20 protein-coding genes are annotated in these 19,463 nt (G+C 66.7%); 7 read left to right on the forward strand and 13 right to left on the reverse strand.

All coding sequences use genetic code 11. The features are described from left to right. Positions 1 to 13 precede the first annotated feature (13 nt). Positions 14 to 679, reverse strand: coding sequence for a LexA family transcriptional regulator (locus TO66_RS20440; RefSeq protein WP_044463971.1), 666 nt, complete (start codon positions 677 to 679; stop codon positions 14 to 16). Between the two features lie 130 nt (positions 680 to 809). Here TO66_RS20440 and TO66_RS20445 point away from each other — a divergent pair, with 130 nt between their 5' ends. Both TO66_RS20445 and TO66_RS20450 read left to right on the forward strand, forming a co-directional pair. Further along, positions 810 to 1,151, forward strand: a complete 342-nt coding sequence (locus TO66_RS20445; RefSeq protein WP_044463972.1) for a DUF6124 family protein — start codon at positions 810 to 812, stop codon at positions 1,149 to 1,151. A gap of 506 nt (positions 1,152 to 1,657) precedes the next feature. Further along, the gene (locus TO66_RS20450; RefSeq protein ID WP_044463973.1) at positions 1,658 to 2,809 is read left to right on the forward strand and encodes a M14-type cytosolic carboxypeptidase; all 1,152 of its coding nucleotides are present in this window, start codon (positions 1,658 to 1,660) and stop codon (positions 2,807 to 2,809) included. 39 nt (positions 2,810 to 2,848) lie between these two features. Here TO66_RS20450 and TO66_RS20455 read toward each other — a convergent pair whose 3' ends face one another. Continuing rightward, a complete protein-coding gene (locus TO66_RS20455; protein ID WP_044463974.1) occupies positions 2,849 to 3,295 on the reverse strand; it encodes a helix-turn-helix domain-containing protein in 447 nt (148 codons plus the stop codon). 95 nt (positions 3,296 to 3,390) lie between these two features. Here TO66_RS20455 and TO66_RS20460 point away from each other — a divergent pair, with 95 nt between their 5' ends. Continuing rightward, on the forward strand, positions 3,391 to 4,602 hold the full coding sequence (locus TO66_RS20460; protein ID WP_044463975.1) for an MFS transporter: 1,212 nt from the start codon (positions 3,391 to 3,393) through the stop codon (positions 4,600 to 4,602). A gap of 13 nt (positions 4,603 to 4,615) precedes the next feature. Here the strand turns inward: TO66_RS20460 and TO66_RS20465 are convergent, their stop codons facing one another. After that, positions 4,616 to 5,155, reverse strand: a complete 540-nt coding sequence (locus tag TO66_RS20465; RefSeq protein WP_044463976.1) for a cytochrome b — start codon at positions 5,153 to 5,155, stop codon at positions 4,616 to 4,618. Further along, entirely contained in the window at positions 5,152 to 6,237 is a 1,086-nt protein-coding gene (locus TO66_RS20470; protein WP_044463977.1) for a catalase family peroxidase, read from the reverse strand. Before TO66_RS20470 ends, TO66_RS20465 begins: the two co-directional genes overlap by 4 nt. Positions 6,238 to 6,430: 193 nt before the next feature. Here TO66_RS20470 and TO66_RS20475 point away from each other — a divergent pair, with 193 nt between their 5' ends. Both TO66_RS20475 and TO66_RS20480 read left to right on the forward strand, forming a co-directional pair. Beyond that, positions 6,431 to 6,937 (forward strand): sigma-70 family RNA polymerase sigma factor, encoded by a 507-nt coding sequence (locus TO66_RS20475; protein WP_044466110.1) that lies wholly within the window; start codon positions 6,431 to 6,433, stop codon positions 6,935 to 6,937. Further along, the gene (locus tag TO66_RS20480; protein WP_044463978.1) at positions 6,934 to 7,686 is read left to right on the forward strand and encodes an anti-sigma factor; all 753 of its coding nucleotides are present in this window, start codon (positions 6,934 to 6,936) and stop codon (positions 7,684 to 7,686) included. The genes TO66_RS20475 and TO66_RS20480 overlap by 4 nt, the downstream gene beginning before the upstream one ends. Before the next feature lie 28 nt (positions 7,687 to 7,714). Here the strand turns inward: TO66_RS20480 and TO66_RS20485 are convergent, their stop codons facing one another. From TO66_RS20485 to TO66_RS20515, 7 genes are all read right to left on the reverse strand, one after another. After that, entirely contained in the window at positions 7,715 to 8,725 is a 1,011-nt protein-coding gene (locus TO66_RS20485) for a spore coat U domain-containing protein (RefSeq protein ID WP_044463979.1), read from the reverse strand. A 32-nt stretch (positions 8,726 to 8,757) separates the two neighbouring features. Next, positions 8,758 to 11,130 (reverse strand): fimbria/pilus outer membrane usher protein, encoded by a 2,373-nt coding sequence (locus TO66_RS20490; RefSeq protein ID WP_044463980.1) that lies wholly within the window; start codon positions 11,128 to 11,130, stop codon positions 8,758 to 8,760. Positions 11,131 to 11,248: 118 nt separating this feature from the next. Continuing rightward, positions 11,249 to 12,040 carry a molecular chaperone gene (locus tag TO66_RS20495; protein ID WP_044463981.1) on the reverse strand — a complete coding sequence of 264 codons (792 nt, stop codon included), beginning with the start codon at positions 12,038 to 12,040 and terminating at the stop codon, positions 11,249 to 11,251. 27 nt (positions 12,041 to 12,067) lie between these two features. Continuing rightward, a complete protein-coding gene (locus TO66_RS20500; RefSeq protein WP_044463982.1) occupies positions 12,068 to 12,568 on the reverse strand; it encodes a spore coat U domain-containing protein in 501 nt (166 codons plus the stop codon). A gap of 4 nt (positions 12,569 to 12,572) precedes the next feature. Beyond that, a complete protein-coding gene (locus TO66_RS20505) occupies positions 12,573 to 13,109 on the reverse strand; it encodes a spore coat U domain-containing protein (protein WP_044463983.1) in 537 nt (178 codons plus the stop codon). A gap of 20 nt (positions 13,110 to 13,129) precedes the next feature. Further along, the gene (locus TO66_RS20510) at positions 13,130 to 13,669 is read right to left on the reverse strand and encodes a spore coat U domain-containing protein (RefSeq protein WP_044466111.1); all 540 of its coding nucleotides are present in this window, start codon (positions 13,667 to 13,669) and stop codon (positions 13,130 to 13,132) included. 99 nt (positions 13,670 to 13,768) lie between these two features. Then, positions 13,769 to 14,269: a spore coat U domain-containing protein gene (locus TO66_RS20515; protein WP_409077197.1), complete on the reverse strand. Its 501-nt coding sequence runs from the start codon at positions 14,267 to 14,269 to the stop codon at positions 13,769 to 13,771. 306 nt (positions 14,270 to 14,575) lie between these two features. Here TO66_RS20515 and zapE point away from each other — a divergent pair, with 306 nt between their 5' ends. Together zapE and TO66_RS20525 are read left to right on the forward strand one after the other, a co-directional pair. After that, complete coding sequence (gene zapE / locus TO66_RS20520) at positions 14,576 to 15,721, forward strand: cell division protein ZapE (protein WP_044463985.1); 1,146 nt, start codon at positions 14,576 to 14,578, stop codon at positions 15,719 to 15,721. 93 nt (positions 15,722 to 15,814) lie between these two features. Beyond that, positions 15,815 to 17,128: a leucine-rich repeat-containing protein kinase family protein gene (locus tag TO66_RS20525; protein ID WP_044463986.1), complete on the forward strand. Its 1,314-nt coding sequence runs from the start codon at positions 15,815 to 15,817 to the stop codon at positions 17,126 to 17,128. Between the two features lie 76 nt (positions 17,129 to 17,204). Here TO66_RS20525 and TO66_RS20530 read toward each other — a convergent pair whose 3' ends face one another. Both TO66_RS20530 and TO66_RS20535 read right to left on the reverse strand, forming a co-directional pair. Next, complete coding sequence (locus TO66_RS20530; protein WP_044463987.1) at positions 17,205 to 17,912, reverse strand: YebC/PmpR family DNA-binding transcriptional regulator; 708 nt, start codon at positions 17,910 to 17,912, stop codon at positions 17,205 to 17,207. Between the two features lie 120 nt (positions 17,913 to 18,032). Then, entirely contained in the window at positions 18,033 to 19,424 is a 1,392-nt protein-coding gene (locus tag TO66_RS20535; RefSeq protein ID WP_044463988.1) for an FAD-dependent oxidoreductase, read from the reverse strand. Positions 19,425 to 19,463: the final 39 nt, after the last annotated feature.

Genomic DNA, 19,463 nt, shown 5'->3' on the forward strand with positions numbered 1-19,463 from the left:
TCGTATTTTTACGTCAGAATTTCGCGGTAGCCTGCACCACTACACCAATAATCCGACAGTCATCACTGTAAAGAGCTTTCGGGTAAGTCGGATTAAGCGGCATCAGATAACGTTGCCCGCCCTCTTCCACCAGCTTGCGGAAGATCGCCTCGGTACTGCCCGGGCATTGCACGATCACCAGCTTGCCGGGCACCGCTTCCACCGCCGGATCCACCAGGATCAGCATGTCCTGGGCGATGCTCAGGCCACTGGGAGCGATCATCGCGTCGCCCACCACGACCAGCCAGAACGCCGAGCCCTGCGCCTGGTAGTCGGACAGCTCGTAACGCTCCCCGGCATACCCCGTGCCGCCAGCCTCGCGAACCTCGCCAACGCCCCGCCAGTCGCTGACCGGGTAGCGGAAATACGGGTTGTATTTGTGCGCCAGGGACGGCTCGTCCAGCAGCGGCTGGCCCTCGTCATCCACCTGCGGTTTCTCGCGAATCACCAGGGCGACTTCAAGGAAACCCAGGCCGATTTCCTCGAGCACACGGTTCATGTCTTCGATCTTCGGCTGGCGTCTTTTACTCAGCCAGTGACCGATGCCGCCCTGGGACATGCCCAGGCGTTCCGCGAGCTTTTCTTGGGTGACCTTGCGGTCCTTCATGTTGGATTTAACCAACTCGATCCATTTGTCCATGGCCGGAACAATACGTTGTGTATTTCGGCCCTCAACACACAAGTTGTAGTATTTGAAACCTAGTCACAAATACATTAAGTATTACCCTTTCCAGACCCTCTCAATTCCACGTCAAAGGATGGAACCGCTCATGAACAGCATCAGCAAAGACGCTCCGGAACTGGAAACCGACGTCGACTTCAACGCCCTCAAGGACAGCGAAGCCGCCCGCCGAGCCATGGACTATTACTTGAAACCGGCTGTTTCAGAATCGCTGGCCGACGAGAAGTTCTTCGAAGTCCGGCACAGCATCAGCAGCGAGGAAGCCATGATCCACGCCTCCGACCTGCTGCGCTGCGCCGCGGCGAGCGCCTACGAGGCAGCCGACCACCTGCGCGGCACCCGGCGGGACCTGGCGTTTTCCGTGGTGCACATGATCGATATGGCCAAGGCGCTGGTGGATCGTTCGCTCGACAGCCATCGCCAGGAATGAGCGCGACAGGGCTGGGCACGACTCGGCCCGCCGCTGGATCCGGCAAGCGAAAGAGAAAGGAAATTTTTTCTATCGGGCGAAGAAAAACATTTGACTTGCAAATGATAATGATTATTATTGCAAGCAACTGATCGCGAGATCAGTCGATAACCCAAGAGACCTTAGGTCGGACTCCTGGATTATCTCCTCATCAGGCTAATCACGGTTTTTGACCCGGCTTTTTGCCGGGTCTTTTTTTTCTGCCAGTTTTTCTGGCTTGGCTTCAGGCTAATGAAGTCGGGTACCGCTTGATGGGCGGCGATGATAGCAAAAGAATGCCTCATTGCAAGCCGACGCCCACCGCAACGGCTGGCAAATCCTAAAACAGCGCTTGAGAATCAATCGCATAGCTTCTAAGCTGCTTTTGCGTCAAGGACGACGCCCCCCTTCCCTCGCTGAAATTGCCCCCCTGCCACTCCCTCGCCTTGCTACAGTAACGGCCATAAAAATCATATTCAGGAAGGACTATGACCGTGGCCCAAAGCTCGTTTCAGATCTCTGCCAATTTCGACAGCGGCAACATCGAAGTACTGGATGCCAGCAACCCCTCGCAAGTCATGCTGGCCATCAAGCCCGACACGCGCAGCGCGCATTTCCAGTGGTTCCACTTCAAGGCCAGCGGCCTGCATGTCGGCCAGGAACACTGGTTCCGCCTGAGCAACGCCAGCAAATCCTCGTACAACAAGGCCTGGGCCGGTTACCAGGCGGTGGCGTCCTACGATCACGTCAACTGGTTCCGCGTGCCGACGATTTTCGAAGGCGATAGCCTGCGCTTCTGCCTGGAAGCCACCCAGACCCACGCCTGGTTCGCCTACTTCGAGCCCTACAGCCGCGGCCGCCATGACTGGCTGATCGAGCAGGCCCTGAACAAGGCCGGCACCGAGCTGCTGGCCACCGGCAAGAGCGTCGAGGGCCGGGATATCCAGCTGTTGCGCAAAGGCAGCGGCGGCGAAGGCCGGCGCAAGGTGTGGATCATCGCCCAGCAGCATCCCGGGGAGCACATGGCCGAATGGTTCATGGAGGGGGTGATCGAACGCCTGCAGCACCACGACGATGCCGAGCTGAACCGCCTGCTGGCCAGCGCCGACCTGTACCTGGTGCCGAACATGAACCCCGACGGCGCCTTCCACGGCCACCTGCGCACCAACGCCATGGGCCAGGACCTCAACCGTGCCTGGCAGAACGCCAGCCAGGAGCTCAGCCCCGAGGTGCTGTTCGTCCATCAGCAGATGGAGCGATACGGCGTCGACCTGTTCCTCGACGTGCACGGCGACGAGGAAATCCCCCACGTATTTACCGCCGGTTGCGAAGGCAACCCGGGCTACACGCCGCGCCTGGCCAAGCTCGAGGAACATTTCCGCAGCCACCTGAAGCACAAGACCCGGGACTTCCAGACCACCCACGGCTACACCCGGGACAAACCCGGCGAAGCCAACATGACCCTGGCCTGCAACGCCGTCGGCGAGAAGTTCGACTGCCTGGCGCTGACCCTGGAAATGCCGTTCAAGGACCACGACGACAATCCCAACCCGCTCACCGGCTGGTCCGGCAAGCGTTCGATGCAGTTGGGCAAGGATGTCCTCAGCACCGTGGCCGACATGGTCGGCGTGCTGCGCTGACCACCCTGCGCTGGCTGCGGGAGCACCCGCAGCCAGCGGCTATGGCACCGGCACCCGCCGGCAATCCTCAGGCCCGAGCAGGCGCCCGTCCGCCGAGCGCAGTTCCAGCGGCCGCACCGGCTGCCCCTGCTGGCGGTCGACCATCAGCGAATGCGTCTCCCCCGCCTCATAGAAATACCGCTCGCCCCACTGCCGCAGGCCGATGATCAGGTTGAACAGGCCGTTGCCCTTCTCCGTCAGCACATATTCCTGATAGGCACTGCCGTCGGAGGCCGGCACGACCTCGAAGATGCCGTGCGCCACCAGGGTCCGCAGGCGCGCAGCGAGGATGTTCTTGGCCATTCCCAGATTGCGCTGGAATTCGCTGAAGCGACGGATGCCATCGAAGGCATCGCGGACGATCAGCAGCGACCACCAGTCGCCGATGGCGTCCAGGGAGCGGGCCACCGGGCATTCGGCGCCTTCCAGGCTTGTACGTTTGACCATGGGGACTGACTCGCGACGGAAAAGTGGTTGCAATATAAAACCAGCGTCACTACCGTACAACTGGTTTCATAAAGCAACCAGAATTCGGAGCCGCCATGACCTCAGCCCTTGCCCCCTTGCCGACCGCCCCTCTCTCGGCGCCGGTGGTGCTGCTCTTCGCCATGGCCTGCGGGCTGGCGGTGGGCAACGTCTATTACGCCCAGCCCCTGCTCGATGCCATGGCCCATAGCCTGGCCATGTCGCCGGCGACCATCGGCCTGGTGATCAGCCTGACCCAGGTCGGCTACGGCCTCGGCCTGCTGTTCCTGGTTCCCCTGGGCGACCTGTTGAACCGCCGGCGCCTGATCGTCGGCCAGACGGGCTTGTCGGTCGGTGCGCTGCTGATGGTGGCGCTCGCGACGGACAGCACCTGGCTGCTGCTGGGCATGGCCCTGACCGGGCTGCTGGCGGTGGTCACCCAGGTGCTGGTGGCCTATGCCGCGAACCTGGCCGCGCCCGGCCTGCGCGGCCGGGTGGTCGGCAGTGTGACCAGCGGCATCGTGCTCGGCATCCTGCTGGCGCGCACGGTGTCGGGAACCATGGCCGACCTGGCCGGTTGGCGCTCGGTCTACTGGCTGTCGGCCGGGCTGACCCTGCTCATGGCGCTGTCGTTGTGGCGGGTGCTGCCCAAGGTCGAACAACCGGCCACCCGGCACAGCTACGGCCGGTTGATCCGCTCGCTGTTCGGCCTGTTTCGCGAAGAAAAAGTACTGCGCGACCGCGCGGTGCTGGCGATGCTGATCTTCGCCGCCGGCACCGTGCTGTGGACGCCCCTGGTACTGCCCCTGAGCGCCCCGCCGCTGTCGCTGTCGCACACCGAGATCGGCCTGTTCGGCCTTGCCGGTGCCGCCGGCGCCCTGGGCGCGGCACGTGCCGGACGGCTGGCCGACCGTGGCCTGGGCCAGTGGACCAGCGGCCTGGCCCTCTGCCTGATGCTGGTTGCCTGGTGGCCGATCGCCTATACCCAGTCGTCGCTCTGGGCGTTGCTGCTGGGGGTGATCGTCTTCGACCTGGGCCTGCAAGCGGTGCATGTCACCAGCCAGAGCCTGATCTACGCCACCCGCCCCGAGGCCCAGAGCCGCCTGGCCGCGGGCTACATGCTGTTCTATTCGATCGGCAGCGCCAGCGGCTCGATCGGCGCCACCGCCCTCTACGCCCGGACCGGCTGGACCGGAGTGTGCCTGCTGGGCGCGGCGATCAACGGCGTGGCGCTGCTCTACTGGTTATGGAGCCTGCCCCCGCGCACATCCCCGGTGCACGCGGGGTGAGCCGCCACGCCTCTCAATGCCTGCCGCGCAGCATGCTCTGCAACACCCCGTCGCGGCGCACCCAACCATGGAACAGCGCCGCCGCCAGATGCAACAGCACGGTCAGGAACAGCAGGTAGGCGAGAAAGCCATGGGCCTTGCGCAACAGGGCGAACAACGAGGCATTGGCGGGCAGGATCGCTGGCAATTGCAGCGAGCTGGACAGCATCACCGGATCGCCCGCCGCCGAGATCATCGCCCAGCCCAGCAGCGGCAGGATCAGCATCAGTGCATACAGCAAGCCATGCGAAACCTTGGCCGCCAGCGCCTGCCAGGCCGGCAGGTCCGCCGGCAAGGGCGGTTGACGGGTGGAAAAGCGCACGAACAGGCGCACCACCGCCAGCAGCAAGATAGCGATGCCCAGTGGCTTGTGCAGGTGCAGCAGCCATTCGTGACGTTCGGACACCGAGGCCGCCATGCCCGCGCCGATAAACAGCATGGCCAGGATCAGCAGCGCCATCAGCCAGTGCAGCAGGCGCGCCAGCGGCGCGAAGTGGTTCGGTTGGGCGCTCATGGGCGAGCCTCCTGGGCGGTGCCGGGCAATTGATCGACTTCACTGGTGCGACGCAGGTAGGAATTGGCATAGGCCGCCGAACGGGCCGCCAGCAGCGGGTCGTCGGAAGCGGCAATGCCGCTCGGCAAGACCAGCGGGTCATAGTTGATGTCGCGGCATTCGCCGTCGTCCTGCGGCTGGCTGCGTTCCAGCACCAGGGTCCCGGCATTCAGCACCTTGCGCTCGCTCGGCCAGGCCTTGCTGGCGTCGTCGGTGGGATCTCCGGGGTTGGCCAGGGTGAGGTTCAAGCGCCAGCGCAGCGGGCCCGCGGCCAGGCGCTGCACCAGGTCCTGGTCGAGAAAGTCGTTGCCTGGCGGCGCCACCGCGCCCGGCGCGTCCTGGACCAGCGGCACCACGCCCCAGCGCACCGCCTGGCGTTGCCCGGCCGCATTCACCAGGTAGAAGGCGTTGATGCCGTTGTAGGTTTCCGTGGCATAGCTGGCCGAAGGCTTGGCGACCTTGATCCATTGCAGGAACGGCATGGCTTCCGGATGCGCGGCGAAGAAGGCCGGCACGCTGGCCGGGTTCGGCTTGCCGGTGGCCGGGTCCGGCGAGCTGGCCTGCTGCAATTGATAAAACGCCTCGGGGGTGCCCACCGGGAAGACCGGCATGCTGTTCATCCCGGTGCGCCACTGCTGGCCGTTGGCCTGGGTGAAGCGCAGCGCCAGGCTGCGGATCGGCACGCTGCCGTCCGGCGCGTAGGGGTTGCCGGCCGGCAAGGCGAAACGCCCGACCACCGGGGTCCGCGCCTCGCTGAACACCTGGGCGCTGGAATACGCGCGGGCCTCGCCGCTGCTCTCGAAATACCCGGCCACGCACACGCCCTTGGCATGGTTGCGGCGGAACCCCGGGTGCACGCCGTTGTTTTTCTCCAGCACATCCACCAGGGCCTTGGGGGTCAGCCGCTGCGGATCGAAGCGGCCCTGCACATAAGCCATGGCGCCGGCCAGCGCGGCGGCGACCAGGGCGATGCCGCCCAGGCGCAGGCCCAGGCGGGCGGTGTTCAAGGGGGGCCGCTCGGGCGGTGACGGACGATCTACCATGAGTCTCTCCAGGGCCGTGGGCCACAGGTGCAAAGGACCTGTCAGACGTGCCTCGACAGGTTTTATTCCCGGGCCCGGTATTTATTTTCCGCACCGGGGAATAACCTGCGTTGCCAGGCGTCTGGCTGTGGCAAGCGCGCTTTGACGAGCGCCTCATGCAACCCGAGTGAATGCCAGCGAGCCGCAGGACCCCATGAACGACATCGACGACCAGCTGCGTGACATCATCCCCCGCCTGCGGCGCTTCGCCCTGTCCCTGAGCCGCCAGCCGAGCAGCGCCGACGACCTGGTGCAGGCCTGCCTGGAGCGCGCCCTGTCGAGCTGGAGCGCCAAGCGTCCCGAGGGCGACCTGCGCGCCTGGCTGTTCGCCATTCTCTACCGACAGTTTCTCGACACCCATCGCCGCTCGCGGCGCTATGCGCGCATGCTGGAATTCTTTGGCGGGCGCGACGACGCCCAGCCGTCGGTGGAGCGCAGCGTGATTGCGCAGTCGACCCTGGAAGCCTTCGACCGCTTGCCGGACGAGCAGCGCGCGTTGCTGCTCTGGGTCTCGGTGGAGGGGCTGAGCTACCAGCAAGTCGCAACCATCCTTAACGTGCCCACCGGCACCGTGATGTCGCGCCTGTCGCGGGCGCGCCAGGCCCTGCGCCAGCTCAGCGACGGCGAAATCACCAGCCCTTCTCTGCGGATACTCAAATGATCAGCCTGCCCCCCAGCGAACGCGACCTGCATGCCTATGTCGATCATCAGCTCAACGAGAGCGACCGGCGCCTGCTGGAAACCTACCTGAGCAGCCATCCGCAGCTCGCCGCCCAGGTCCAGGCCTGGCAACAGGACGCCCAGCAGTTGCGCGCGGCCCTCGGCGGCGCCCTGCGGCAACCGGCCAACCCCGAGCTGGACCCGGCATTGATCCGCCAGCGCCTCAAGCGCCAGTCGCGGCGCCAGCTGGCCAGCGTCGCGCTGTTGCTGCTCGCCCTCGGCCTCGGTGGCCTGAGCGGCTGGCAGGCGCGGGAGATGACCCTGGCCGGCAGCCAGCTGCCGATGACCGATGCCCTGCAGGCTTATCGCCTGTTCGCCGAGCAAGGCATCCTGCCGGCCGACCTCGAGGTCCAGGGCAACGCGGCCATGCAGGCCTGGCTCGACCGTTACTTCGAGCGCGCCGAACGCCTGCCGGACCTGCGCGACGCCGGGTTCCAGGCCGTCAGCGGGCGCCTGCTCAGCACCGATCAGGGGCCGGCGGCGATGGTGCTGTACGCCGACCGCAACGGGCACAAGATCAGCTTCTACATCCGTCCACCGGGACCGAAGAATTACCTGCTGCCCCGGGGCAGCCGCAGCGACGGCGAACTGCAGGCCCGATACTGGTCCGACAGCGGCTACAACTACGCCATGGTCGGCCCGGCCAGCTCGCCGGTGGCGCAACGCTTGCAGGACACCCGGACGTTCTGAGTGCTTGGCCTGCCGCGACCGTCGTGCTCTAGAAACCCACGTCCAGCACCACATTGTCGGTGTAGGTGCCCGCCGGCGGGGTGGCCTGGTCGGTGTAGATCCTGGCGTTGTAGTTGAACACCTGGCTGCCGGTGCCCAGGCCGTTGCCCGGGTTGACCTCGGCGTCGGAGCTGGCCCGCCGCGCGGCGCCGACGCTGCCCCAGCGAGTGGTGCCGGCGCTCTTGAAGATGTCGTAGGCCAGGTAGTTGCCCCCCGAGACCATCCGCCGTCGCCCGCCGACGCCGAGCGCCTGCTGCCCGTCACCCAGGCCCACGGTGTAGGCGCTGCCCTTGGTGCAGGCCAGGTTGATGGTCTGCCCGCTGACCGTGGCGAAGGCGCTGACCACCGGCGCGCTGCCGAAATTGATGTTGGGCGCGGTGATCACGCAGTCGTTGGCCACCGTCAGGTTGACCGTCAGGCTGGCGACGCCGCTGCCGATATCGCGTCCCAGGCAGGCGCCCAGCGCACCGATCCCGGCACAGTAGTTCCAGCTCCAGGCGATACTCAGGGTTTCGCTATAGACCCCGGCAGCCACGTTGCTGCCGGTGATGCTGCCCAGGTAGAGCGGGATGGCCTTGGCCACGGTCGGGCTGCCCAGCAGCCCCAGGGCGTCGACGATGGAGTTGCGCGCAAAGTCGAACTGCACGCCGCGGGTGATGGGGTAGCTGGTGCTGTTGTTGGCGTAGATCGTATAGCCGATGACATCGCCGGTGGGCCCCAGCAGCCCGCTCTGCGAAGAGGTGATGGTGGCGTAGAAGTGGTCGTTGCTGGCCAGCAGGCTCAGCAACGAGCCGGTGCAGGCCAGGCCGGCGTTGGTCGTGGAAGCGGGCTGCGAGGTGGTGCGCACCAGGATCGAACTGAGGGTGCCGAAGCCCGCCGGCGAGGTGCTGACCACCGAACACAGGGCCCAGGCGCGATTGGCGCCTATCAGCAACCACAGCGCCAGCAATACGGCCAGCGACCACCTCCTCCTGCTCCGATGCCCGCGCAACCTGTCCATGTGCGTCGCCTCCCGTTTGTATTGATGAATCCTCACTGGCACACCAGCGGCCCGATCAGCGGCACCTGCTCCTGCTCGGGCGCCAGGGTAAAGCTCGCCCGGCAGCTGCTGCCGTCGGCCAGCTCGACCCGCAGCGTATTGCTCGGCGAGAGGTTCTCCAGATACACCAGGCCATCCCACCCCACCACGGCCTGGCTCGCGCTCTGCTCGTGGGTCACCCGCGAGCCCAGCGGCAGCTCCTGCTGCCGGGCATCCACCAGGATCACGCTGGCGGCGACCACCCGGGTCAGCGGGAACTCCACCAGATAGCCACTGCCGCGACGCACCGCGACCCGTTGCTCGACCTGCGGGCTGCGCACGTTGGCCGGCAGGTTCAGCGGGTCGATCTCGTACTTGCCGCGGTAATAGGCGCTGCTCCAGGGCACCAGCAGGTGGCCGTTCTTGTCGGTCTGGCCCACCAGCTGGTTCTCATAACGCACCGGGATGTCCCGGTAGCCGTCGGTGCTGACCACCACGAAGGCATCGTCGATCCGGTTGGCGGCGAACACCTGGCGGTCCATCCACACCAACGAGCCGCTGGCGTCGGCCCAGCGGGTTTCGGCCTCGCTAGAACCGTAGACCCCGGCCTGCAACTGCACCGACTGCAAGCGCCAGGTCAGGTCGGCCTGCCGGTAGGTCGGCGCATCGCCCTGGGCATACCCCAGGTTGAAACCGACGCCGCCCTCGCTGGGCACCGCGCGGCTGTAGTTGACCCGCTGCTGGCGTTGTCCGTCCTTGCTGCGCTCGCTGCTGAGGCTGAGGCTGCCGTGGAGGTCGAAAGGCACCACCAGTTGCGCCTGGACCGCCCAGTTGCTGTCGCCGATCTCGCGGTTGGCCGAAAGGTAGAAACTGCTGCTGCGCCACAGCGGCTTGCTCCAGGTCAGGTTGAGCAGGCGGGTGCGCGAAGCGTCCGCGGCGCGTACATCGAAATAGCCGGCGCCGAGGCTGCCGTAGCGTTCCAGGTTGAGGCTCAGGGTCACCTGCTCGCTGCGCTGGCTGAGGCTGGCGTAGGGGCTGTCCACCACCGTCAGGTCGGCATAGCCGTCGCGACGCTGCATGCGCTGGTAGGACAGGCTGTAACGCTGGCTGCTGTACTGGTAGCCGAGGCTGACCTGCTGCCCGCCCTGGCCGTCGAAACGGCTCTGGCTGAGCGCGCTGTTGAGCACGCCGAAATTGCCCAGGCGCAGATTGCCGCCTACCCCGCCCAGGCTCAGGGACTCGGCCGCCTCGACATGGCTCTCCAGGGTCAGGCTGTCGCTCAGGCCATAGCGCAGGCTGCCGGAGGCGACGCCCGGGCCGTAGCTGAAATCCTTCAGCGTGTAGTCGCGGCGCAGGGTCCCGGCCGACACCGAGAAATCGCTCAGGCCCTTTTGCAGCAGGCTGCTGGTGACATAGAACGGCACCGTGGTGGACACCTGGCGCCCCAGGGCATCGGTGGTCACCACCACCGCTTCGCCGGCGCCGTTGATGAACGGAATGTTGGTCAGGGTGTAGGGCCCCGGCTGCAGGTCGCTGCTGCTGGACTTGTAGCCGTTGATGAACAGGTCCACCGACGACGGCACCGCCGCCTCCCCGGCGAACTGCGGCAAGGGATAGGTCACCAGGTCCGGGCGCACGGCAAAATCCCGCGACAGCTGCACACCGCCCAGGCGCACCGAGTTGCTCCAGGGCAGGGCCCCGCTGACCAGGTCGCCGGCCTCGTAGGTCAGCAGGCGCTCGTCGTCCGAATAGCGCCAGGTACTGTCGTAGCGCCGGTAGCCATTGTTCAGCGCGCCCCCGTCCAGCCCGGAAAACGTGCGCCGGTACTGGCCGGTAGTGGACAGCGTGCCCCAGCTGTCGAACAGCCGCACTTCGTTCCAGGCGGCCAGGTAAGTGCCGGCATCGTCGGTGTCGTTGAGGTACAGATCGTAATTGAGCAAGGCGCCGAAACTGCTCAGCGCCGGCGTTCGCGGATAGGCCTGGCGATTGCCGATCCGTTGCTCCGGCAACCAGCCCGGCGGCACCTCCAGCAACAGGCGCTGGCCCTGGCTGTCGTAGTCGCTGTGCAGCCCCGGCAGGCGGTCGAGGGCGACTTGCGCATCGGGGCCTTCGGCAAGCGGCATTGCGGGCAGCGTCATGCCGCTGTCCCGCAGGGCCTGGGCCGGGACGAACAGGCGCCCGGCACGCTGCTCGACGGCGATCACCTGCCCGGTATTCATCTGATTGACCACCAGTTCCAGGAAGAGCTGCGCATCGCTGACCGCATCCATGCCGCTGGGCGGGGGTGGTAACTCCCCAGCCAGGCTGCCGCTGGCGAATACCCAGCAGCAGAGTCCATTGACCACCCACCCGGGACGCCGCGCACCGCGCGCCGCGCCAAGGCTCATGGCGGCGTTACGTCCATCGTGGACACCTTTCATCCATGACCTGCAAGGGCTCCCCCGTAACGCTCAGCCCACCGTGCGCATCGACGGCCCGCTGCGAACGCCGCCATCACGGGCGGCGTCAGCGGGCCGGCGCAATGTCCTGCACCTGCGGCGCGCCATTGATCCGCACCTGCAGCGCCGCATCTGCCGTCGGCGCGGCGGGCAACGGCCAGCGCATGCTCGCCCCGGGCAACACATAGCCGAGCAGGCCTTCCACCACGGGCCGGGTCTGCCCGGCCTGCTTGAACGCCACGTCGGTCAGGCGCGCATGCACCGCGCCCTGGTTGCGCACCTCGACATAGTTGCGCCCGTCCACCGCCACCTTGCGCCAGCTCAGCTGGGGCACGCCGGCGCTTTTCGGGTCGCGCTGGCGGGTGCTGTCCTCCTTGCTCCAGAGCCCGGCGCCATAGGCGAACAGCGGCACCGAGTAACGCATCTGGAAACGGATCGCCGCGGCCGTCTTGCCATCGCCCTCGGCGGTTGCCGGCTGCGCCGAGGGGATTTCATCGATGATGATCCGGTAGGCCAGTTCCTGGCCCGGGGGAATGTCGCGGGTGCGGGTCAGGCGTACCAGTTGCTTCTGCCCCGGGGCGATCTTCGCCACCGGCGGGCTGCCGATCACATCGCGCTGGTTCTGGTACTGGTCTTCGAAGCCGCTCTGGCTCCAGGCGAACACCCGCACCTGCAGGTTGGCGGTTTCCGTGCCGCGGTTTTCCAGCCACAGCGCGCTGGCCTGCTGGTCGGCCTCCAGCACCGGGTCGATCGGCCAGATCAGCACCGAACTGGCAGCGCCGGCCTGGGCCACCCACAGCAACGCCAGGGTCGACACGGCACCACACACCCCCTGCAACCGCCGGAACGTCGAATACATACTGCTGCTCCTCATGGTCTTGCTCCCTCACCACGACAGCTGCACTTGCAGCACGTCGCTGTACGTCCCCCCAGGCTGGTTGCCTGGCAACTGCACCTGGCCATAGATCGGCAGGCTGATGTTGTTCGCGTCGCTGTAGGCCACCGCCACGCTCTGGCCAATGCCCAGGCTCTGGCTGAACGCCGCATCGCGAAACAGCTGGTAGGCCACTCGCGCGCTACCGCCATTGAGCTGCATGTGCCGCCCGCTGCTGTTGTACTGGCCACCGTCGACGCTCATGTTCAGCGTCACCCCCGGCGTGCATTGCAGCTGCACGCCCGCCGTGAGCGCGACCTGCAGCGTGCTGGTGGACAACGCCGACTGGCTGCCGAAATTCAGGTTGCCGTAATTGCTCACCCCGCCCACCACCAGGCACCCGGCGACCACCGTGGCGCTGACCTGGAAGCTCTGGCTGGTCACCGCCGCCAACGGCAGCGGCAGGCTGCCGGCCCCCAGCAGCACCAGCGCCGCGCAGGCATGCCGGGCCATGGCCTCAGAACGTCAGCTCGACGGCAACGGTGTCGGTGTAGGTCCCCGCCGGCAGGCCAGCCTTGCCCACCGCCTTGCCGTAGATATTCACGGTCTGCGCCACGCCGGTGCTGGCGGACAGGTTGATGACCCCGTCGATGGCCAGGAGCTGCGAATGGCCGGAGTCGGTGTACAGGTCGTAGGGCACGAAGTTGCCGCTGCCGTCGGCCAGGGCCCGGCCCCCGCCGGCGGACTGGCCGTCATGGGCGCCCGCACGTACTTTCACCGTCGGGCTGGTGCCGCTGGAACAGAGGATCGACAACGCCCCGCCGCCGCCACCGAGCACCTGCGCCGAGGCCTGGGTGAACAGGCTGTCGGTGGTGCCGAAGTTCAGCGTACCGAAGTTCAGGCCACTGCTGCCGCCCACGCCGTTGACCTGGCAGCTGCTGGTGAGAATCAGGCTGGAAGTGATCTGTCCGGTGACCGTCGTGGCGGCCTGCGCACTGGCGGCCAGGGCCAGGCCAAGCAGTGACAGGGCGATCCGGGAGACAAGCGCGTGCATGAGATTCATCCTCTGTGGGTTTACCAATCCAGCGTGACCGTCAGGGTGTCGGTGTAGACCCCTGCCGGCAGCGCGCTGGTATTCGCGACCACCGAGCCGAATACCGGGATCGGTATCTGGGCTGCGCTGGTAACGGCGAAATTGTGTTGTTGGCCGATGCTGTAGCTATCGCTGCCGGACGCATCGAGGAACAGCCGATAGGCGATGGTCTGGCGACCGTTGCTCAGGCGTCGTGTCGTGCCGTCGCCATTGAGGCCGCCGTCGATGGTCACGGTGAAACCGGTCACCGAAGGGTTGCAGGCGACTTCCAGGCGACCCTTGCCGGCACCGCTGATATTGGCGCTCAGGGGATTGTTCCAGGTTGGCCCCTGCTGGCCGAAATCCAGCAGGCCGAAGTCGCTGGCCGGGCTCTGGGGCGAAGCCGTCGCGCCGTTGGTCACCTCGCAGCCGGCGATGATGGTCAGCCGGGCATGGATCTGGCCGCTGATCGCCGCCTGCGCATTGCCCGCCAACACCAGCAAGCAGCCCAGGGCCACCAGCGCCCGGTTCGTGATTATCATCGCCGCCATCCCAGGTCCATCAGGCCTCTCACCCTGGCCGCCACGCGTGGCGACCTCCCTGTGCCGCCCGGATCCGCCGGGCAGCTCTCGCCGGGCCACCTACCAGGTGACCGTCACTTTCAGCAAATCGGAATAGCGGCTGACCCGCGGAATCTCCGCCAGCGGCTCGATCCGCCCATACAGCGGCAGGTCCACCGAGCCCGAGCTCGGCACCCGGCCGCTCACCGGCACGTCGACCGGCAGCGGGATACGCCGGGCGGCGTCCTGGTACAGCCGATACGCAATGGGCTTGCTGTGCTCGGCCGTACCGGCCAGGTAGCGCACTTCACCGACGCCGCCGTGCTGTCCGCCGTCGACACGCATTTGATAAGGGGTATCCGGGTTGCATTCGAGCCGGGGCCGACGGGTCGCGGGCAGCGCCGCGCCAAGGGCTCCCTCGGGGCCGTCGAGGCGCGGGCCGCTGCCGAAATCCAGCACGCCCAGCTGCTCGACGCCGGCGCCGCGCTCCTGCCCCACCAACTGGCAGCCGCGCTGCACGTTGACCCGGACCTCCACCTGGAACTCCGCGGCCCATGCAGTCGCGCCGAGCACAATGCCCATGCCTGCGAAAACCAGCTTGCCATTCAATGCCTCAGTCCTTTTGAGGAGCGATAGGTACAGCTCAGGTTAGCCAGCAGCGGAAAAAGCGCCAGCGACGCGGGGAACTTGCCTCGCCTGAAATCACCCCCTCAAGGCTGATCGCACCATTGCGGCACACGGCTCGACGGGCAAAAAACTGTATAGGCCAGAGCTTTTCGTATAGAAAGTCGCCCCTCCAGACAGCGCTGGATGCCAGGCCGGGGATTGGTTAAATTACCGCGCCGGTTCCAGGAGGGGAGCAGGCCTGGAACCATCGGGGTAACACCATTGGCCGCTTTACCGCCAAACCGCTCGCCGCGCCCATCGCGCTGGCCCAGGCTGCGCGCCTGGTTCGCCAGGGCGTTCAGCCGGCCCGCCGCCGGCCACGGCCACGGCACCGTGATTCACGACTATTTCCGGCATCAGGCGCATGACCAGGGTTACACCCTCAGTCACAGCCAGCAGCGGGTGATCGACTACATGGCCGGGCAGGCCGACGCCCTGCTCCAGGCAGGCGCCAGCGCCCATGCCCGTCGTGGCTTGTATCTCTACGGTGCGGTGGGACGCGGCAAAAGCTGGCTGCTGGACGGTTTTTTCCGCGCCCTGCCCCTGGCCGACAAGCAGCGCCTGCACTTCCATGACTTCTTCGCCCAGCTGCACCAGGGCATGTTCCGCCATCGCGAGCAGCCCGACGCCCTGGAAACCACCCTCGACGAACTGCTCAGCCAGTGCCGCGTGCTGTGTTTCGACGAGTTCCACGTCCACGATATCGGCGACGCGATGCTGATCACGCGGTTGTTCCAGGCCCTGTTCCAGCGCGGCATCCTGCTGCTGGTGACCTCCAACTACCCGCCCCAGGGCCTGCTGCCCAACCCGCTTTATCACGCGCGCTTCAAGCCGGTGATCGACCTGATCGGCAGCCGGATGCAGGTGATGGAAGTCGGCGGCCCCCACGACTACCGCAGCCAGCCCCGCCAGCATTCGCAGCAGCTGTTCACCCAGGGACGCTACCTGTGGCCCGGCGACGAGCAGCAGCGCCAGGCCTTGCGCCTGCCACAAGGCGACGGCCCGAGCGTGGCGCTAATGGTCGGCGCGCGCCAGCTCCAGGCGCGGTTGTGCGAGCAGCGCACCGTCGGCTTTGCCTTCAGCGACCTGTGCGAACAGCCCACCGCGGTCATGGACTACCTGGAACTGAGCCGCCGTTTCGACACCTGGATCCTCGATGGGCTGCCGTCCCTGGACGACTGTCCGATCGCCGTCCAGCAGCGCTTCATCAATCTGATCGACGTGCTGTACGACCAGGACAAACACCTCACCCTGATCGGCACGCAGCCCTTGCGCGACAGCCTGGGCGGCAACGCCATCGACCTGGCGCGTACCCGCAGCCGCCTGGGCCAGTTGCAGGAAATCGCCGCGGCTACCACGCCCACCTGAGCCGGCGGTCGCCACCGGCCACTGCCGGCCGCTATCATGGCGAGCATTTCCAGGGCCCAGCGCCCCCACCTTGCCCGAGTGTCGAACCTGTTCATGGATACCCTTGCCCAACTGCGGGCCGGCCAACTGGCCGGGCTCAAGCGTCTGGACCTGTCTTGCGGGCTGACGGAGTTTCCCCGGGAAATCTTCGACCTGGCGGACTCGCTGGAAGTCCTCAACCTCAGCGGCAACGCCCTGAGCAGCCTGCCGGACGATCTGCACCGCCTGCCCCACCTGCGCGTGCTGTTCTGTTCCGACAACCGCTTCACCGAGCTGCCCGCCTGTCTCGGCCAGTGCGCCCGGCTGAGCATGATCGGCTTCAAGGCCAACCGCATCGAGCGGGTGCCCGCCGCCGCCCTGCCGCCGCTGCTGCGCTGGCTGATCCTCACCGACAACCGCATCGAGGAGTTGCCCGAGGAACTGGGCCAGCGCCCGCACCTGCAAAAACTGATGCTCGCCGGCAACCGCCTGGCCCGGCTGCCGCACAGCCTCGGCCAGTGCCATCGGCTGGAGCTGATCCGCATCGCCGCCAACCGCCTGGGCAGCCTGCCGCCGTTCCTGCTGGCACTGCCGCGCCTGACCTGGCTGGCCTACGCTGGCAACCCGCTGGAGTCCGAGGCAGACGCCGCGGCGCTGGAGTCGGTGGCGAGCATCCCCTGGGCCGAGCTGCAGCTGCAGGAACGCCTGGGCGAAGGCGCCTCCGGGGTGATTCACCGGGCCCTGTGGCAGCGCCCCGGACACGCGCCGGTGGCCGTGGCGGTCAAGCTGTACAAGGGCGAAATGACCAGCGACGGCTCGCCGCTGCATGAAATGAACGCCTGCATCAGCGCCGGCCTGCACCCGAACCTGATTCGCGTCGAAGGCCGGATCGGCGCCCATCCCGCAGGGCAGAACGGCCTGGTGATGCAACTGATCGACCCGAGCTACCGCAACCTCGCGGCCCTGCCGAGCCTGGCCTCATGCACCCGGGACATCTACGAAGAAACCACCCGTTTCAGTGCCGACGCGGCCTTGCGCCTGGCCCGGGGCATCGCCTCGGTGGGCGCGCACCTGCATCGCCAGGGCATCACCCACGGCGACCTGTACGGCCATAACATTCTGTGGAACCCGCAAGGCGATTGCCTGCTGGGGGATTTTGGCGCCGCGTCCTTCCATGCCCTGGACGACACCGAGGAAACCCGGGCGCTGCAACGCATCGAAGTGCGGGCCTTCGGCATTCTGCTGGAGGAGTTGCTGGAGAGGATCGAGACGGGCCTGAGCCCAGGGCAGCATGAACGCCTGCGAGCGCTGGTCGGCGACTGTTGTCAGCCCCAGGTGCTGGCGCGGCCGGGCTTTGCCGAAGTGATAGGGGTATTGCAGGGCATTTGAAACAGAGCATCGCGAGCAGGCTCGCTCCTACGGGAGCGAGCTGATCGCTCAGGCAACGCGATTCACAGGGTCGGGCTCAGCCCGCCAGGCCGACGAACATGTCCTGTACGTCGTCATGGTTGTCCAGGCCTTCGAGGAAGGCTTCGACTTCCGCCATCTGCTCGTCGGACAGGCCGCTGACCGGGTTCTTCGGCTGGTAGCCGAGCTTGGCCGAGAGCACAGTGAAACCTTGTTCCGGCAGGGCTTTCTGCACGGCATCGAGGTCGGCGGGGTCGGTCAGGAACAGGGTCGCGCCCTCTTCTTCCGCCGGTTCGAAATCCTGGGCCCCGGCTTCGATGGCCGCCAGTTCCGGATCGGCATCCGGGCTGTCCGCAGTGGCTTCGATCATGCCGACATGGTTGAAGTCCCAGGACACCGAACCGGACGCGCCCAGCTGCCCCTTGCGGAACGCCACGCGGATTTCCGCGACGGTGCGGTTGATGTTGTCGGTCACGCATTCGACGATCAGCGGCACCTGGTGCGGGGCGAAACCTTCATAGGTCACGCGGTGGTACTGCACGGTCTCGCCCAGCTGGCCGGAACCCTTCTTGATCGCGCGCTCCAGGGTCTCGCGGGGCATCGAGGCCTTTTTCGCCTGCTCCACCACCAGGCGCAGGTGCGCGTTGGTGGCGACATCGGCGCCGTTGCGGGCAGCAATGGTGATTTCCTTGACCAGCTTGCCGAAGATCTTGCCCTTGGCGTTGGCTGCCGCTTCTTTGTGTTTAACCTTCCACTGTGCGCCCATTACTCACTCTCTTTGATCTGTGGCGTCGAGTTGGATGTGGCCGACGCGATGGGCAAGTTTATACGGCCTGAGGCCGCCAATCGACCAAAAAGTCAGATCCGCGACCACCTGCCCCGCCCCTCAGCCCTTGTCGGCCTTGCCCGCCGCCGCAGCCAGGCGGGCCAGGCGCACGTCCAGGTGCCGCGGCCGCCACCCGTGGTCCTCGGCCCGCTCTTTGCGACGGATGGCGTTGCGCACCAGCAGCGAGCCCAGGTAGCGAAACGGCTCCGGCGGGAAGTACCCCAGCGGGCCGTTGACCAGTGGCGAACGGGTCCAGGGATTGTCCAGGCCCAGCACCAGCGAAGCGAGGATCTGCCCACCCATGTGGCACGGGCCGACGCCGCTTCCGGAGTAGCCGAAGCCGTAGAACACATTGCCGCTGGCGCTCATCTGGCCGAAGAACGGCAGGCCGGTGACCGAGCGATCCGACGGCCCGTTCCAGGTCGCCGCCACCGGCACCTCGGCAAAGGCCGGGAAGAACGCTTCCAGGCTGCGGCGTAACTGGTCGGCATAGGGCGACGGTTGGTCGAACACCGGCAGCATGCGCCCGCCATAGGCGAAGGTGTTGCCGCCCTTGCCGAGCATGATCCGGCCGTCCGGGGTGTTGCGGTAGTAATGCACGAAGATCCGCGAATCGAGCACGGTGACGCCGCTGGTCAGGCCGATCGACTTGAGCAGTTCGGGGCGCGGCGCGGTGATCAGCATGTCGCTGGAAACGATCGCCACGCTGCGCTCGAAACGCGGAAAGGCCCGGGCCATCCAGGCGTTCATCGCCAGCACCACCCGCCGTGCCCGGATCCGTCCGCCGGGCGTATGGATCGTCGCCGGCACGCCCTCCTCCAGGCCGGTCATCGCGCTGTTCTCGTAAATCCGCACGCCCCGTTGCAGGGCCACGCGGCGCAGGCCGCGCACCAGCTTGCCCGGCTGCACGCTGGCGGCCATCGGCGAGAACCAGCCTTCCAGGTGCCGGGTGGAACCGGCCAGGCGCTGCACATCCGCCGGCGGGCGCTTCTCGAACGAATGGATGCCCTGGCGCTCCAGCGCGGCGATCACGCCATCGGTGGCGCCGCACTGGGCCCGGCTGGTGGCGGTGTAGAGCGTGCCGTCGAGACGGTACTCGGCGTCGATCCCGTGGCGTTCGCAGAACGCGCCGATGGCGCGGACGCTGCGCTCCGACTCCTTGACCAGCCGCACCGCCTCCTCGACGCCGAACAGCCGTTCGAGGGTGAAATACTTGGCCGACCAGGACAGCACGCAACCGCCGTTGCGCCCGCTGGCCCCCGCGCCACAGAGGTCCGCTTCGATCAGCGCCACGTCCAGGCCCGGGTTCTGTTCCTTGAGTTGGATCGCGGTCCACAACCCGGTGTAGCCGCCGCCGACGATGCACACATCCGCCTCGGTATCGCCTTGCAGCGGTGGGCAATTCACGGCGCTTTCGGCGCTCAGCGCCTGTTCCAGCCAGAAGGGTCTCATTGGTTTTTCTCATTCAGGGCGCGGCCGGCCCGCCGTCGA

This window comes from Pseudomonas sp. MRSN 12121 (genome assembly GCF_000931465.1).
Taxonomy (GTDB): Bacteria; Pseudomonadota; Gammaproteobacteria; order Pseudomonadales; family Pseudomonadaceae; genus Aquipseudomonas.

Coding starts and splice junctions, on each gene's coding strand:
- TO66_RS20460 (WP_044463975.1), top strand. CDS start 3,391: ATGACCTCAGCCCTTGCCCCCTTGCCGACCGCCCCTCTCTCGGCGCCG.
- TO66_RS20500 (WP_044463982.1), bottom strand. CDS start 12,568: ATGGCCCGGCATGCCTGCGCGGCGCTGGTGCTGCTGGGGGCCGGCAGC.
- TO66_RS20445 (WP_044463972.1), top strand. CDS start 810: ATGAACAGCATCAGCAAAGACGCTCCGGAACTGGAAACCGACGTCGAC.
- TO66_RS20510 (WP_044466111.1), bottom strand. CDS start 13,669: ATGATAATCACGAACCGGGCGCTGGTGGCCCTGGGCTGCTTGCTGGTG.
- TO66_RS20480 (WP_044463978.1), top strand. CDS start 6,934: ATGATCAGCCTGCCCCCCAGCGAACGCGACCTGCATGCCTATGTCGAT.
- TO66_RS20465 (WP_044463976.1), bottom strand. CDS start 5,155: ATGAGCGCCCAACCGAACCACTTCGCGCCGCTGGCGCGCCTGCTGCAC.
- TO66_RS20485 (WP_044463979.1), bottom strand. CDS start 8,725: ATGGACAGGTTGCGCGGGCATCGGAGCAGGAGGAGGTGGTCGCTGGCC.
- TO66_RS20505 (WP_044463983.1), bottom strand. CDS start 13,109: ATGCACGCGCTTGTCTCCCGGATCGCCCTGTCACTGCTTGGCCTGGCC.
- TO66_RS20455 (WP_044463974.1), bottom strand. CDS start 3,295: ATGGTCAAACGTACAAGCCTGGAAGGCGCCGAATGCCCGGTGGCCCGC.
- TO66_RS20495 (WP_044463981.1), bottom strand. CDS start 12,040: ATGTATTCGACGTTCCGGCGGTTGCAGGGGGTGTGTGGTGCCGTGTCG.
- TO66_RS20530 (WP_044463987.1), bottom strand. CDS start 17,912: ATGGGCGCACAGTGGAAGGTTAAACACAAAGAAGCGGCAGCCAACGCC.
- TO66_RS20440 (WP_044463971.1), bottom strand. CDS start 679: ATGGACAAATGGATCGAGTTGGTTAAATCCAACATGAAGGACCGCAAG.
- TO66_RS20515 (WP_409077197.1), bottom strand. CDS start 14,269: ATGGGCATTGTGCTCGGCGCGACTGCATGGGCCGCGGAGTTCCAGGTG.
- TO66_RS20450 (WP_044463973.1), top strand. CDS start 1,658: ATGACCGTGGCCCAAAGCTCGTTTCAGATCTCTGCCAATTTCGACAGC.
- TO66_RS20525 (WP_044463986.1), top strand. CDS start 15,815: ATGGATACCCTTGCCCAACTGCGGGCCGGCCAACTGGCCGGGCTCAAG.
- TO66_RS20470 (WP_044463977.1), bottom strand. CDS start 6,237: ATGGTAGATCGTCCGTCACCGCCCGAGCGGCCCCCCTTGAACACCGCC.
- TO66_RS20490 (WP_044463980.1), bottom strand. CDS start 11,130: ATGAGCCTTGGCGCGGCGCGCGGTGCGCGGCGTCCCGGGTGGGTGGTC.
- TO66_RS20535 (WP_044463988.1), bottom strand. CDS start 19,424: ATGAGACCCTTCTGGCTGGAACAGGCGCTGAGCGCCGAAAGCGCCGTG.
- TO66_RS20475 (WP_044466110.1), top strand. CDS start 6,431: ATGAACGACATCGACGACCAGCTGCGTGACATCATCCCCCGCCTGCGG.